Raw genomic sequence first — 14,992 nt, 5'->3', positions numbered from 1 at the left:
CAATCAGGCGTGACCTGACAGTTACTTCGCAAAAGGCAGGTAGACCATGGATGAGCGGGAATGGGAAGAAGGCGGCACGACGGAGAAGCATGACTCTGCCGGCGCCGAAACCGAGTCGGAATCCCCCGAGGAACCGACGGCGTCGGCGGAGGACGATGCTCGAAGCCGAAGAATCAGTCTTGTCCTGGGGGCCTTCTTCACGGTGATCGCCGTTGGTTTTCTGGCCCTCGTGGTGCCGGGCATCGACAAGGCCCTGGAATCGAAGACCGTGACGGTGGTCGTCGGTGGGGCGGCCTGGGAAATCGAAGGCGAAGAAGGGGTCGATCGGGTGCGCGCGAACGCGGGCGCGAGCCTCGAGTCCGAGCAGGCCCGGATTCGACGGGGCCTGCAGCACGAGTACCACACCGGCGTGGACTGGGCCTTCGAGGCCGCGATCGATCAGGTTCCGGCGTTCGTTGATGAATACCACTCGTTCGGCGGCTGGGCCACACGAATGTCGCTGCCTTTCTTTGGTGATCTCGACGAGTATCTGGATGAACAGGCCCGGACCTTGTTGGAGGAAGAATCCCGGATCCAGGAACACCTGGATCGGGCGGACCGGCACCTCCGGGAACAGGTGCTGCCCGCAGAAATCGCGAAATCGGGAGCACGCCTGACGCACCACCTTGCGGACGTACTGGATCGGGAACCGTCAGCCACCCGCGTCGATGAACAGGTCGAAGCGGACGTTGAGCTGTCGGGACTGTCGGCGCAGCTTGAGCAGTGGGTCAGTGAGGACCTCGAACGGCTTTCGCAGAGCGGTGCTTGGGTAGCTGGTAAAACCTTAGTAGCCACGTCCGCTGTGGGTGCCCTGCCCCTGAGCCGGCGCGTGCTGCAGCGTTCCGCGACGGTACAGGCTTCGCGTGCCGGCGGCATCAAGGCGGCTGCACGTTGGATGAGAGCCCCGGCTGCGCGCATTGCCGCGCAAACGGGCGCGGCGACCCTTGCCACTGTCAAAACCGGGCCGATGGCGGGTGTAGTGGGGGGTACGGTCTTCGTGCTCGCGACCGGCGCCGAGGGTGTCCAGGTATACCGGCAGGAGCAGGTGAGGGCCGCGGAACTCACGCAGGAACTGGAATGGGCGTTGCTCGCGGAACGGGAGGCCGTGAAATGCCGGGCGAACGAGTCACTGGATGGATATCTGGATGCCGTTCTCGATGCATGGGGCGAGCAGGTGGGGGAGCATTCGCAGGTATCGACGGACACCGCTTCATTCCGGATATTCGGTGGAACGTGACGGGGTTTGCCGTCCGCACGGTCGGCAGGCAGCATCTCGGTAAAGGGGAGCTCGGAATGGAGCAGTCGACGACCCGGGCGACGCGAATGGACGTCTGAATGGCGGAGGCTGTAGCTTGATCAGACCCATGGGAAGGGGGACGTGATGGATTATCCGAGGGCCTGTCTTGCCCGCCTGCCCGGCGTCGGACTGTCAGGCTCCAACGTGAGCCGGCATACACACGGGCAGGGGATAGAGGGGAGATGACCCAGGGCAACGGAATGCGCGCGACGCTGCAGAGGCGGATGCTGCTGCTGGGCATGCTCCCGCGACAGCCCCGCCGGGTGAGTGCGCCGGAACTGGTTGAACGCCTGCAGGCGCGGGGGCTGGATACGACCCTGCGGACCATCGAGCGCGACCTCGAAGCGCTGTCGGCGTTCCTGCCACTGGGGCGCGACGAGCGGGACCGTCCGTATGGCTGGTACTGGCTGGCCGACGCCCCGCTGCAGGACATGCCTGCCCTCGATCCCGAGACGGCGCTCACCCTGCAGATCCTGGATGCTCACGCATCACGCCTGCTGCCCCCGTCCGCCCGGGAACGGCTGGAACCGCAGGTCGCGCGGGCGCGGGAGGTGCTGGAGGCTACGGGGCAGTCGTCCGGCCTGAGTCTGTGGCCCGAGCGGGTGCGCATCCTCCCCAACGGGCCGCCACTGGATCCGCCGGCGATCCCGGAAGGCGTGTTCGCGACCGTGCAGCAGGGCCTGCTGGAACGCCGGTGCCTCGATATCACCTACCGCTCGCGCTCGAAGAATCGGATCCGAGACCACCGCATCCACCCCCTGGCGCTGGTGTTCCGCGAGCCCGTCACCTACCTGCTGGCCACCATCGCACCGCACCAGGACGTGCTGCATCTGGCCGTGCACCGGGTCGAGGCCGCGGCCCTGACGGAGATGCCGGCGCGCGATCCGGACGCCGGCTTCGCCCTCGACCAGCTCATCCAGGAGGGCGCATTCGATTACCCCGAGGGCGAAACCATTCGCATCGAACTCCGGGTGAACCCCGCGCTGGCGTACCACCTGCACGAGGCCTGCCTGTCCGACGACCAGATCATCGAGCCTGAAGCGGACAGCGAGCGCTCTCGCGTCACTGCAACCGTACGTGACACCGCGCACCTGAAGTGGTGGCTGCTGGGCCTGGGTGCGGGGGTGGAAGTGCTGGGACCGGTTCACCTGCGCGAGGCGATCGCGAAGGAGCTGAACGATGCAGTGGGCCAATATCGCGGCACGCGCTTCTGAACTCATCCCTTTGGTCCACCGAACAGACCCCTGGTCGTCCGGGCGACGAGTATTGTCGCCCGGACGATTCACCATGCGATGCACCACGACCTCGGAAAAGGACTTATATGAAGCAAAAAACGAAAAGGCATCTGCTCACCATCGGGCTGCTATCGCCGATGCTTGTTCTGGCTCTGGGCAGTTACGACGAGGAAGGCGCCTCACGTGAGGTTGCGGAGATGGAGGTCGAACACCGTGTTTCGGCGCAGCAGCTTTTTTCGGAGTATGACGCCAATGAGGTGAGGGCAGGTCAGACCTACGAGGATACAGTCGTGGCCGTGACAGGCACCGTCGACAATATCGGCCGGGATATCGCGGATACCCCCTACATCACGTTCGGAACGGACAACCCGATCGTGGGGATCCAGTGCATGCTTGCGGAGTCGGATGCGGGTCTGGCGGCCAGCGTGGATTCCGGCGATCGAATAACCCTCAAGGGGCGGGTCAGTGGAAAACTCGGCAATGTGGTCATCCGCGGCTGTCAGGCGGAGTGACGAGCCGGGGAACACGGTGCCCGTCCTGCTGGGGCTGGTGCCGCTGCTTCCGGGCGCCTTGATCTATATCGGGTTCCGGCCGGAGACGCTGATCTTCGTGTCCTGGCTGGAATCGGCCGGGCTGGGAGAGCTTTACCGCTTCCTCCGGGCGTTGCTCGGTCCGGCGGCGGGTCTCATGCCGGACTGGGCCATCTACAACCTGCCGAACGGGCTGTGGGCGTTCGCCGTGTTCGCGGTGATTGCCGTCATCTGGCCGCTCCGTAGCCTTGCGGGTGGCTTCTACCTCTCGATCGGCATTCTGCTGACTTGGGGCCTCGAAGTGCTGCAGCGGTTCGGCCTGATGCCCGGAACGTTCGATCCCGGCGATCTGGCAATGATGGCGTTGCTCGGGGGCGCCGGTCTCCTCACAGGGGTTGTGCTGAGGACGCGCCGGGCCCCGGAATAGCGCCCGCAAAGGTCGCGAGCGGTCTGGATTTGCTGGACAATAACGAAAATCCCATGACCTTCCTCCGGAAGTGACATCGCGAGCAGGAGAGCAGCAGTTGAACACGGAGAACCATTCGGAGACGGCGGCATGGATCTGGTCGGTGGCGGATCTGCTGCGGGGGGACTTCCGACAATCTCAATATGGACGCATCATCCTGCCGTTCACGCTCCTGCGGCGACTGGAGTGCGTGCTGGAACCGACCCGGGAGACGGTGCTCTCGGCCGCCCGGGAGCACGCGCAAAAGCCCGACGCGGTGCGGGAGAAGCTGCTGCTGCGCGCATCGGAGCAGCCGTTTTTCAACACCTCGCCGCTGTCGCTGGTCAGCCTGTCGGATACGCAGACGGCCGAGGACCTGATGAGCTACATCGAGTCCTTCAGCAAGGATGCCCGCGAGATCTTCGACCACTTCCACTTCGAGGAATACGTCGAGCAGCTCGCCAGCAACAACCTGCTGTACCAGGTGGTGCAGCGCTTCGCCGCCATCGACCTGCGCCCCGCGAGGCTGTCCAACTTCGGCATGGGGCTGGTGTTCGAGGAGCTGATCCGCAAGTTCGCGGAGAGCTCCAACGACACCGCCGGGGAGCACTTCACCCCGCGTGACGTGGTGCACCTGACCACCTCGCTGGTGCTCACCGGGCAGGACGACAAGCTCAAGCCGCACGGCATCGTGACCGTCTACGACCCGGCTGCCGGAACCGGCGGGTTCCTGTCCGAGAGCGAGGAGTACATCCGGCAGATCAGTCCGGATGTCAGCGTGTCCCTGCACGGGCAGGAGCTGAACCCCGAGTCCTACGCCATCTGCAAGGCGGACATGCTCATCAAGGGACAACAGGTCGAGAACATCAAGCTCGGCAACACCCTGTCCGACGATCAGCTCGAAGGCCTGCACGCGAACTACATGCTCGCCAACCCGCCGTTCGGCGTGGAGTGGAAGAAGGTCCAGAAGCAGGTGACCGACGAGCACAAGCACAAGGGCTTCAACGGGCGTTTCGGCCCCGGCCTGCCGCGCGTATCCGACGGCTCGCTGCTGTTCCTGCTGCACCTGGTCAGCAAGATGCGCGACCCGCGCGAGGGTGGCTCGCGCATCGGCATCATCCTCAACGGCTCGCCGCTGTTCACCGGCGGGGCCGGCAGCGGCGAATCCGAGATCCGCCGCTACCTGCTGCAGCACGACATGGTGGAGGCCATCATCGGCCTGCCGACGGACATGTTCTACAACACCGGCATCGCCACCTACATCTGGGTGCTGAACAACCGCAAGCCGGCCGAGCGCCGCGGCCATGTGCAGCTCATCGATGCCACCGAGCGCTACGCGAAGATGCGCAAGTCGCTCGGCTCCAAGCGCCAGTACATCGACGACGCCAATATCGACGCCATCGTGCGCAGCTACGGCGCCTTCGAGGAGAGCGACAAGAGCAAGATCTTCCCCAACGAGGCCTTCGGCTACCGCCGTATCACCGTCGAGCGCCCGCTGCGCCTGAACTTCCAGGCCAGCCCCGAGCGCATCGAACGCATGCTGGCCGAAAAGCCGATCCAGAAGCTGGACGAGACCACCCGCCTGGGCGTGCAGGCCGCCTGCGAGCGGCTGGACGCCGAGCGCGTGTACACCAACCGCGAGACCTTCCTGACCGACCTGAAGGCCCAGTTGAAGGCGCTGGACGTGAAGCTGCCCGCCGCCGCGCTGAAGGCCGTATGGAACGGCCTGAGCGAACGCGACCCCGAAGCCGACATCTGCACCGACAGGAAGGGCAACCCGGAACCGGACAGCGACCTGCGCGACACCGAGAACGTCCCGCTGGGCGAGGACGTGTTCGAATACTTCGAGCGCGAGGTGAAGCCGCACGTCCCCGACGCCTGGATCGACGAGGACAAGCGCGACGAACAGGACGGCGAGATCGGCATCGTCGGCTTCGAGATCCCCTTCAATCGCCACTTCTACGTGTTCCAGCCCCCGCGCCCGCTGGAAGAGATCGACGCCGACCTGAAGGCCGTCACCACCCGCATCAAGCAGATGATCGAGGAGCTGTCGGCGTGATGGCGGTGACCCGGAACGGATCTGCGATGGGCGGGCGTGACGGGCGGTTGACGCACGTGTGTAGCATCTGTAAAGTTCCTGGTAACACACCTGCCATGCCTATGCCCGTTTTCGGGTACGCACAAATCGGCGGGTTTTTTTGTGTCTGGAGGAATCGACCATGACGGTCTATTCCAAGCAACCGTTGCGGCCATCCCAGCACGTCGAACAATGGCGTCGGCGGGGACTGGAGCTTGCCGAATCGGAACGGGAGCGCGCGGAACACTATCTGGCGGTGATTGGCTACTATCGCCTCAGCGCTTACACCCTTCCGTTCCAGCTCGGAAATCCCGACCACCGGTTCCGCCCGGGCACGCAATTCGAGCAGATCCTCGACCTCTATCGTTTCGACCGTGAGTTACGGTTGCTCGTACTGGATGCGATCGAACGGATCGAAGTGGCGATCCGGAGCCAGCTCAACAACCACATGTCCTGCGCCTATGGGACGCACTGGTATCTCGACGAGAAGCACTTCGACGGGAAATACGACCACAAGAAATTGCTCTCGGATGTCGAGCGGAGCTGTCGCCGGAGCAGTGAGGCGTTTGTCCGCCACTATCGAAGCAAATATACCGAACCGCGCCTTCCACCGAGCTGGATGGTGACGGAAATGCTCACCTACGGGCAGCTTTCCCGTGTCTACGACAACCTCGCCTCGTTCAAGGATCAGAAGGCCATTGCACGCTCCCTTGGTACAACGGCCGAACTGTTGCGTTCCTGGGCCCATGCCATTTCCTACCTGCGAAACCTGTGCGCGCACCATATGCGCCTTTGGAACCGGGTCCTGGCCAATGCGCCAAAAACGCCGAAACACCCCGGCAGTAACTGGATCCGCTGGCCTATACGGCTGGACGACCCGGGCATTGAGGCGCAGAAGCGCCTCTACCCGGCGCTGGCGGTCATCGAGTATCTCCTGCAAGCCGTCAATCCATCGTCCACCTGGCATCTGCGCTTCAAGGAGCTCATGGACCGTTACCCCGGCGTCAGCCGCACCCACATGGGGATGCCTATGGACTGGGACAGTGACCCTTTCTGGAGGTTAACCCGAGAGCAAGCGGGCGCCCGCCATGACTGACACGGCACTGCATGGTCATCGATATAGCGATGCATTTATCTCCCTTCGCTTCCTGTCGCATGGATGGCTGGATGGAAAACAGGGCCGGGCGCCGTCCGGTTCAGGGCTCGATTGGCTCGCGCGGCAGTTCGATGCGTACCACCCCGATGAGCTCCCAATGCCCTGGATCTATCCGACGGCCGAAGGGGGTGTTCAGCTGGAATGGCGATCCGGTGATCGCGAGATCAGCCTCGACATTGATCTGAACCGGAAGATTGGAGAGTGGCATAGCCTGGATCTGAGTACTGGAGACGAGTCCGCCGAAAATTTCGATCTCTCGAATTCCGAAGGCTGGAGTGAACTGGTGCGTCGCCTCTGTGCGCTGGGCGGGGTAGAACGATGACCTTTCCCCGTTACCCGCGATACAAAGACTCCGGCGTCGTATGGCTGGGCGAGGTCCCGGCGCATTGGGAGGTTCTGCCGTTGAAGTCTCGATTTCGCGTTGTTGGAGGCTCAACGCCCACTGCGGAGGAAGAACACTGGGGTGGTCAGGTTACTTGGGTCACGCCGGGCGATCTGAGTGCATTGCCATCGCTTGATGTCGACGCTTCTGCGCGGCAGATTACCGATAAGGGTCTCGCCTCCTGCGGCGCAACACTGGTTCCTCCCAGAAGTCTCATCCTTTCGACACGAGCACCGATTGGCTCTTTGGCGATTGCCTCCGTGCCGCTTTGTACTAACCAGGGCTGCAAATCTCTGATTCCCCAGAAGGGAATTGAATCCCGTTTCTTTGCTTACCTGCTGCGGAATAGCACTGAAGCGCTGAATGTTCGAGGCAAAGGGACGACATTCCTCGAGCTTTCAGGCGATGAGCTTGCCTCATTCAAGGTCTCGGTTCCTCCCCCGGATGAGCAGATGATCGTAGCCCGTTTCCTCGACCACGAGACCGGGAAGATCGATGCGCTGATCGAGGAGCAGCGGCGGCTGATCGAGCTGCTCAAGGAGAAGCGGCAGGCGGTGATATCCCACGCCGTCACCAAGGGCCTCGACCCCAACGTGCCCATGAAGGACTCCGGCGTCGAATGGCTGGGCGAGGTTCCGGCGCATTGGGGCGTTGTATCGTTATCCAGGGTCTTGTCGGGTATCGATCAAGGATGGAGTCCGACTGCCGAAGCATTTCCCGCTTCCGCGGGGGATTGGGGGGTTCTAAAGCTAAGTGCAATTCGAACAGGGCAGTTTGTTGAGAAAAATAATAAGAAACTTCCGGATGATGTTATTCCGGATTCGGATATAGAAATCCACGCAGGTGACTTACTCGTTACACGTGCCAATACCCCAGAGTTGGTTGGCGATGCATGTGTCGTACGGGATGAGCCAGAAGCGCGGCTTATTTTTTCGGATCTTGTTTATAGGCTCAGGGTTTCGGGAGCGATGAGCTCGAGGTTCCTGTGCTACGTGCTTCTGAGCGACGTAGGTCGAGCGCAGCTTCAAGCTGATGCTCGCGGGTCAAGCATGTCGATGGCAAAGATTTCACATGGCCACATCAAGAGCTGCCTGATTCCGCTGCCACCGGTAGAGGAGCAAAACCGAATCTCATCGAGGATCGATCAAGAACTTGCTGCAATTTCGACTTTGACATCGGCCGGCGAGCAATCGATTGGCTTGCTGACCGAACGGCGGTCTGCACTTATCTCCGCTGCCGTCACCGGCAAGATCGACGTGCGCGGCTGGCCGGCCGGGGCCGAGTCGAAAGAGCCGGAGCTGGCGATGGTCGCCGAGGAATCGGCCGGGTATTCGGCGCAAGGCGGTGCCGCATGAGTCAGGGTCGCAGCATCCGCCTGTTCTTGGTCGATGGCACGCCGCACGGGCTGCTGACGGCGGAGATCATGAACTGGACCGGGCATGTACTGACCGGGCCGCGCGGCAAGCTGAGCGAGCTGGTGCAGCGTCCGGAGTGCGGGCGCACCGGCGTGTACTTTCTGGTGGGGCCGGATGCGGAGAACAGCGCCCGCCCGCAGGTGTACATCGGCGAGTCGGATGATGTCGGCAAGCGGCTCAAGCAGCACAACCGCACCGAGGAACAGGGCGGCAAGGACTTCTGGGAAAAGGTCTGCCTGATCACCAGTAAGGACCAGAACCTGACCAAGGCCCACGTGAAGGTCCTGGAGAGCCTGCTGATCCAGCAGGCCCAGCGCGTGGGCCGCTGCACACTGCTCAACGGCACCCGCCACGACTACATCAGCCTGCCCGAGGCCGACCAGGCCGACATGGCCTTCTTCCTGGAGCAGATCCGCACCGTGCTGCCCGTACTCGGCTTCGAGTTCCTGCGCGACGCCAGCCGGCCGCCTTCCCGCGATGCGGTGGAAGGGGTCGCTGGGGCCGATGCGGCACCCGAGGCCTCGCCGCGCTTCCGCCTGACCTTCCCGAAATACGGCATCACCGCGTACGGACAGGAGGCGGAGGGGGAGTTCTTCGTGCTGGAGGGTTCGCAGGCCCGGGCGGAGTGGGCCGCCTCGGGGCACAACTACCAGCGTCTGCACCAGCAACTGCGCGAAGAGGGCGTGTTGGTGGAGGACGAGACCGGCCTGCTGCGGTTCTCCCGCGACTACGCCTTTTCCAGCCCCAGCGCCGCCGCGGCCATGGTGGTGGGACGGGCGGCCAACGGCCGCACCGAGTGGAAGCGCGACGACACGGGCGAGACGTACGCACAATGGCAGGAAGAAGTGGTGAATGCCGCAGCGGAAGGGACAGAAGCGGGAGTGTAGGGCCACGCCGGGCGGGCATGCCCGTCATTGCGAGCGCCCGAAGGGCGAGCGCAGCGAGTAATCGCCGCCCGAGGTCCGAACCGGTTGGGCTGTGCGGATATCGGGGCACGGGCAGGACATCGCCACGTCCCGCCACGCTACGCTCGCGGCTAAAGGCTTCGCTCCGCGCGATGATGCAGGCGGAGTAGCGAGTGACAACGAGGCGTTGGCGCCCGGAAACCGGGACGACGGTTTGCCGTTGAGGGCGTAACCCTTCAAATTGAGGCCTGCGGCGGCGGTTACCAGCGGGAACAGGACGGATTCATGGCGGACAGCAGGGAAGCACAGTTTCAGCAGGACATCATCGACGCGATGACCGCCGATGGCTGGCTGACCGGTCCGGCCACCGGGTATGACGCCGCCCATGCGCTATACACCGAGGATCTGGTCGCCTACCTGCAGGAGGCCTGGCCGGAGCGCTGGGAGAAGTTCGCCGCGAAGAACCCGCAGGATCCGCAGAAGGCCCTGGTGCGCGTGGTCAGCCGCGAGCTGCAGGGTGACGGGACGCTGGACGTGCTGCGCCACGGGGTGAAGACGCCGGGGGTGAAGCTGGAGCTGTGCAGCTTCAGGCCCGACCACGAGATGAACCCCGAGTCCCTGGCGCGCTACCGCGCCAACCGCCTGCGGGTGGTGCCAGAGGTCTCGTATTCGCCGCACGCGCGCAGCGGCGAGTACAACCCGCGGCTGGATCTGGTGCTGTTCGTCAACGGCATCCCCACCGCCACGCTGGAGCTGAAGAGCGAGTTCAAGCAGTCGGTGGAGAACGCCAAGCGCCAGTACCGGCGCGACCGCCCGCTGAAGGATCCGGTCACCCGCAAGCCCGAGCCGCTACTGACCTTCAAGCGCGGGGCGCTGGTGCATTTCGCGGTCAGCCAGGACCAGGTGGCGATGACCACGCGCCTGAACGGCAAGGACACCTTCTTCCTGCCCTTCAACCAGGGCACGGAGGACGGCGGGGCCGGCAACCCCGCACCCCCGGACCAGAACAGCTACGCCACCGGCTACCTGTGGCAGCGCGTGTTCCAGCCGGATGCCTGGCTCAAGATCATCGGCCGCTTCCTGCACCTGGAGCAGAAGACCGAGGAGAACTTCCACGGCAAGCGCCGCAGGAAGGAGTCGCTGATCTTTCCGCGTTTCCACCAGTGGGACGTGGTGAACCGCCTGATCGAGACCACGCGCGAGGAAGGCGCCGGGCAGCGCTACCTGATCCAGCACAGCGCCGGCTCCGGCAAGTCCAACTCCATCGCCTGGATCGCGCACCAGCTTGCCGCGCTGTACGACGAGGCGGGCGGCAAGTTGTTCAACTCCGTGGTGGTGGTCACCGACCGCACGGTGCTGGATAGCCAGCTCCAGGACACCATTTATCAGTTCGACCATGCCCACGGCGTGGTGCGGCCGATCACCCGCGATATCGGCAGCCAGAGCAAGTCGGAGCAACTGGCCGAGGCGCTGGCCGAGCAGACCCGCATCATCATCGTGACCATCCAGACCTTCCCGGCGCTGTTCGACACGCTGGACAAGCGCCCGGACCTGGCCGCCGGGCGCTACGCGGTGATCGCCGACGAGGCGCATTCCTCGCAGACCGGCTCCTCCGCCACCAAGCTCAAGGCGATTCTTGGAACGGACAAGCCGGAGGACGAGGAGATCAGCGCCGAAGAGCTGCTGGACGCGGCCGTGGCCGCGCGCAAGCCGGCCGAGCGGATCAGCTACTACGCCTTCACCGCCACCCCCAAGGCGAAGACCCTGGAGCTGTTCGGACGCCCGCCGGATCCGGAGCTGCCGGCCTCGGCGGACAACAAGCCCGAGCCCTTCCATCTGTACTCCATGCGCCAGGCCATCGAGGAAGGCTTCATCCTCGACGTGCTGAAGAACTACACCACGTACTCCACTGCCTGGAAGCTGGCGCACCCGCACGCCGACGAGCAGGAGGTGGAGTCGCGCAAGGCCTCGACGAAGATCGCCCGCTGGGTGCGCCTGCACCCCTACAACATCTCCCAGAAGGTCGAGGTGATCGTCGAGCACTTCCGCGCCAACGTGCGCCACCTGCTGGACGGCCAGGCCAAGGCCATGGTGGTGACCGGCAGCCGCCAGGAGGCCGTGCGCTACGCGCTGGCCATGCGCGCCTATATCCAGGAGAAGGGCTATACCGACGTGCACGCGCTGGTCGCCTTCTCCGGCTCCGTCCTGCCGGACGAGGTGATCCCCGAGGAGGTGACCGAGACCAGCGCGCTGCTGAACCCGGGGCTGAAGGGGCGTGACCTGGCCGAGGCGTTCGACACCGACGAATACAACGTGATGATCGTCGCCAACAAGTTCCAGACCGGGTTCGACCAGCCCAGGCTCTGCGCCATGTACGTGGACAAGAAGCTGCAGGGCGTGGAGTGCGTGCAGACCCTCTCGCGCCTGAACCGCACCTTCCCGGGCAAGGAGGACACCTTCGTCCTCGACTTCTTCAACGATGCCGAAGACATCCTCGAGGCCTTCCGCCCGTACTACAACAAGGCCGAGCTGGCTGACGTCTCCGACCCGCAGATCGTCTACGACCTGCAGAAGAGCCTCGACGCCGCCGGCATCTACCATTGGGACGAGGTGGAGAACTTCGCCCGCGCCTTCTTCGACCCGAAGGCCGGCGCCAGCCAGCTCAGCTACTACTGTCAGCCGGCCAAGGAACGCTACCACGCCCGCTACAAGGCGGTGCTGGAGCAGATCCAGACCTGGCAGGCCGCCTACGACGAAGCCGAACGCAATGGCGACAAACCCGGCCTGCACCGCGCCGAACAGGAGCTGAAGGACGCCCACACCACCCGCGACGAGCTCGACCTGTTCCGCAAGAACCTGCAGAGCTTCGTGCGCAGCTACGAGTTCCTGTCACAGATCGTCGACTTCGAGGACCACGAGCTGGAACAGCTCAACGTTTATGCCCGCGCCCTGCACCCGCTGCTGCGCATCGAGAACCTCGAAGAAGAGCAAATCGACGTCGACGAACTGGAGCTGACCCACTACCGCCTGAACAAGCGCGCCGAACAGCGCCTGAGCCTGGAAGAGGAAGGCGCCGATTACGAAGGCCTCAAGCCCGTCTCCGACGTCGGGTCGGGCAAGCCACACGACCCGGAAAAGAAACGCCTTTCCGAGATCATCGACCAGCTCAACGAACTCTTTGGCGCCGAGGTGAGCGACGAAGACAAGCTCCAGTTCGCCAACGGCATCGCCGACCGCATCCGCCGCGACGACGCCGTAATGGCCCAGGTCGAGAACCACAGCCCAGACCAGGTGATGCACGGCCTGTTCCCCAAACGCGTCACCGACACCGTCCTCGACGCCATGACCGACCACGAAAAACTCTCCATGCAGGTCCTGGACGACCCGGAGCGCCAGCGTGATTTCGCCTTGCTGATACTGCGCTTGCTAACCGGCGGAGTAGGGGAACACAGGCCCGCCACTACAAGGATGGATCAGTGATTTGGATATGTATTTGAAGCGGTGACCATCGCGGTCCCGGCTGATAAAGGACACGTTCGAAAACAGGAAAGCTGTCCACTTCGTAACAACGATTAAGAATGCACTTGGATGGGGGCTATGAAAAAGTTTAACGAGTTCGCCAGCAAGATTGCTGGGCAAGCAAGCTCTTTCGCCGAAAAAGCTGCTGATACGATAGGGGAAATTACTGATTCAAATCTGGAGGAGCGAGGGCCGCAATATTGTTCCTTTTGCTTTGAGCGTCATACCTGTACGCCTGTTGAGTCTTCGAATTTCTCAAGGAATGTCTACTCATGTGATGGGTGCGGAAACTTTGTCGTGAAGTGCCGTGTCTGTGACAGCTTTGCAAAGTACCGGGAGAAGGGGGTTGAGCACGAGGATTCCCAGGCCGATGATCCGGAGGCTGAGGTAAAGGGGTCGTCATGGGGGTGGGAAAATCAATTCTGCTCTGTCCATTCCGGCAGTATTGCGAATTTCCAATATTTGAATGAAAAGCTCGATGTGATCACGGACTATCAGCGTCTGTTCGAACGCAGCGGAAGGGATTTCAAGAAGATCGGTACCACGGCGGCGGGTGTCACGGGGGGCGCAGCAATTGTCGCTCCGCTCGCATTCTTGGCGGCGCCCGCTGCGGGTGCCGCGATCGGCTCCAGCGCTTATGGTCTTAGTGGTGCAGCAGCTACCAGCAAAGGCCTGGCGGTCCTTGGCGGTGGATCACTCGCGAGTGGGGGGCTCGGGATGGCGGGGGGAGTCGCGGTCGTTACGGCGACTGGCTCCGCTCTTGGCGGAAGAAGTGGCGCGATCATCGCCAATGGTTATTACGGAGATATTGAGGGCTTTGAGATTGAACCGATGACCGACGGGGAGGGGTCCGCGGTTTTGTGCATTAATGGATTTCTCACTGAAGGGGATGAGAAAACCGGTGCAGAATGGTTGAAAGGGGTCATTAGGCGATACCCCGAAAATCCGATCATGCACGTTAAGTGGGAGTCGAAGCGATTGCGGGAACTCGCTGAGTCGGTAGGGGGGGTAACGAGTAGGGCGGCGGGCTGGCATGCCATGTCGACGTTAGGTAAGAGAGGTCTCAAGACGGCGGCCAAGAAAGCGAGCCCGGTCGGTGCTGCGTTGTCGGCGCTTGGGGTTGCGTCCAATCCTTGGTCTGTGGCACGCGTCAAAGCGGCGCAGACGGGTGCGTTGCTGGCAGACCTGATTGCAAGGACCGACCAGCGATACATTTTGGTAGGGCACTCGCTGGGCGCTCGTGTGATTTATTTCTGCTTGCGTGCTCTTGCAGAAACACAAGGAAGGCAAGTGGCTGAAGCGCATTTGTTAGGTGGGGCTATAGATAGTTTCGCGTCCGACAACCAGCGTGACTCGGTGGCGGAAGAAGCGGATGAAGTCGTGGATTGGGCTGTCGCGGCATCCGCGGTTGACGGAATGATAAAGAACTACTATTCGATGAATGATGATGTTTTGAAGTACGCATATACGGTTGGTGAGCTCTTCCGTGGTAGTCCGGTGGGTCGGACTCCGATTGTTCATCCGGAGATAAAGAATTTTGATGTTACGACCGAGGTAGAGGGGCACTCTGAATATATTGGAAAGTTGCGGGGCTTTTTGGAATCCGGTGAAGTGTCGTGACGGTTTTGGCCTTTCAGGTTAGTGTTTGTGGTAATAGATATGAAATTGATTAGGGCAACTTTCGGACATTAGGTAAGACGGGTGTAGGGTAGGGGCTGGATGTTCAGTTCCAGAATTTCCTCGCTTGACCATGATGCGGAGGCGCGCGAGAGGAGCATGCGCTTGCTGGCGATGTGCGGGCAGCGCGATACGCGCGATGAGCTAGGGGTTGGGGCAATTCGCGAAACCGGGTGGATCTGCTTTTTCCGGGCACAAGTACGATCCAGACGCGCTTGCGCTACATGCTGCTGGCGGCGTGGGTGTGTATGTAATGGTCAAGTGATTTCGGACACTCAAGGGAGCCTGAATTCAGAGAATAACTGCAACGCCTGA

The 14,992-nt window shown here is 62.6% G+C and carries 11 protein-coding genes and 1 pseudogene; all 12 read left to right on the top strand.

Annotated features, from left to right (window positions below):
* Positions 1-46 precede the first annotated feature (46 nt).
* Positions 47-1,276: a hypothetical protein gene (locus tag B1A74_RS07950; protein ID WP_077244308.1), complete on the top strand. Its 1,230-nt coding sequence runs from the start codon at positions 47-49 to the stop codon at positions 1,274-1,276.
* 242 nt (positions 1,277-1,518) lie between these two features.
* On the top strand, positions 1,519-2,550 hold the full coding sequence (locus tag B1A74_RS07945) for a helix-turn-helix transcriptional regulator (protein WP_077244307.1): 1,032 nt from the start codon (positions 1,519-1,521) through the stop codon (positions 2,548-2,550).
* 107 nt (positions 2,551-2,657) lie between these two features.
* Complete coding sequence (locus tag B1A74_RS07940; RefSeq protein ID WP_018945686.1) at positions 2,658-3,083, top strand: OB-fold protein; 426 nt, start codon at positions 2,658-2,660, stop codon at positions 3,081-3,083.
* 16 nt (positions 3,084-3,099) lie between these two features.
* Entirely contained in the window at positions 3,100-3,528 is a 429-nt protein-coding gene (locus B1A74_RS07935; RefSeq protein ID WP_244263416.1) for a hypothetical protein, read from the top strand.
* 97 nt (positions 3,529-3,625) lie between these two features.
* Positions 3,626-5,605 (top strand): type I restriction-modification system subunit M, encoded by a 1,980-nt coding sequence (locus tag B1A74_RS07930; protein WP_077244306.1) that lies wholly within the window; start codon positions 3,626-3,628, stop codon positions 5,603-5,605.
* Between the two features lie 160 nt (positions 5,606-5,765).
* The gene (locus tag B1A74_RS07925; RefSeq protein ID WP_077244305.1) at positions 5,766-6,719 is read left to right on the top strand and encodes an Abi family protein; all 954 of its coding nucleotides are present in this window, start codon (positions 5,766-5,768) and stop codon (positions 6,717-6,719) included.
* Positions 6,712-7,101, top strand: a complete 390-nt coding sequence (locus B1A74_RS14160; RefSeq protein WP_143592244.1) for a hypothetical protein — start codon at positions 6,712-6,714, stop codon at positions 7,099-7,101. The genes B1A74_RS07925 and B1A74_RS14160 overlap by 8 nt, the downstream gene beginning before the upstream one ends.
* Positions 7,098-8,516 carry a restriction endonuclease subunit S gene (locus B1A74_RS07915; protein WP_077244303.1) on the top strand — a complete coding sequence of 473 codons (1,419 nt, stop codon included), beginning with the start codon at positions 7,098-7,100 and terminating at the stop codon, positions 8,514-8,516. The genes B1A74_RS14160 and B1A74_RS07915 overlap by 4 nt, the downstream gene beginning before the upstream one ends.
* A complete protein-coding gene (locus tag B1A74_RS07910) occupies positions 8,513-9,463 on the top strand; it encodes a GIY-YIG nuclease family protein (RefSeq protein WP_077244302.1) in 951 nt (316 codons plus the stop codon). Before B1A74_RS07915 ends, B1A74_RS07910 begins: the two co-directional genes overlap by 4 nt.
* A 303-nt stretch (positions 9,464-9,766) precedes the next feature.
* Complete coding sequence (locus tag B1A74_RS07905) at positions 9,767-12,961, top strand: type I restriction endonuclease subunit R (protein ID WP_077244301.1); 3,195 nt, start codon at positions 9,767-9,769, stop codon at positions 12,959-12,961.
* A gap of 117 nt (positions 12,962-13,078) precedes the next feature.
* Entirely contained in the window at positions 13,079-14,620 is a 1,542-nt protein-coding gene (locus B1A74_RS07900; protein ID WP_077244309.1) for a DUF726 domain-containing protein, read from the top strand.
* Positions 14,621-14,719: 99 nt separating this feature from the next.
* A pseudogene (locus B1A74_RS14490) lies at positions 14,720-14,922 on the top strand (DUF6361 family protein); the annotation flags it as partial.
* Positions 14,923-14,992 lie beyond the last annotated feature (70 nt).

The sequence above is a fragment of the Thioalkalivibrio halophilus genome, from assembly GCF_001995255.1.
Classification (GTDB): domain Bacteria; phylum Pseudomonadota; class Gammaproteobacteria; order Ectothiorhodospirales; family Ectothiorhodospiraceae; genus Thioalkalivibrio; species Thioalkalivibrio halophilus.
The sequence above is the reverse complement of the archived record's forward strand: the minus strand, read 5'-3'. Positions and strand labels throughout refer to the sequence as shown.

Excerpts from the sequence above, each read along its gene's own strand:
- B1A74_RS14160 (WP_143592244.1), top strand. The coding sequence starts at position 6,712 with ATGACTGACACGGCACTGCATGGTCATCGATATAGCGATGCATTTATC.
- B1A74_RS07945 (WP_077244307.1), top strand. The coding sequence starts at position 1,519 with ATGACCCAGGGCAACGGAATGCGCGCGACGCTGCAGAGGCGGATGCTG.
- B1A74_RS07925 (WP_077244305.1), top strand. The coding sequence starts at position 5,766 with ATGACGGTCTATTCCAAGCAACCGTTGCGGCCATCCCAGCACGTCGAA.
- B1A74_RS07900 (WP_077244309.1), top strand. The coding sequence starts at position 13,079 with ATGAAAAAGTTTAACGAGTTCGCCAGCAAGATTGCTGGGCAAGCAAGC.
- B1A74_RS07940 (WP_018945686.1), top strand. The coding sequence starts at position 2,658 with ATGAAGCAAAAAACGAAAAGGCATCTGCTCACCATCGGGCTGCTATCG.
- B1A74_RS07905 (WP_077244301.1), top strand. The coding sequence starts at position 9,767 with ATGGCGGACAGCAGGGAAGCACAGTTTCAGCAGGACATCATCGACGCG.
- B1A74_RS07915 (WP_077244303.1), top strand. The coding sequence starts at position 7,098 with ATGACCTTTCCCCGTTACCCGCGATACAAAGACTCCGGCGTCGTATGG.
- B1A74_RS07910 (WP_077244302.1), top strand. The coding sequence starts at position 8,513 with ATGAGTCAGGGTCGCAGCATCCGCCTGTTCTTGGTCGATGGCACGCCG.
- B1A74_RS07950 (WP_077244308.1), top strand. The coding sequence starts at position 47 with ATGGATGAGCGGGAATGGGAAGAAGGCGGCACGACGGAGAAGCATGAC.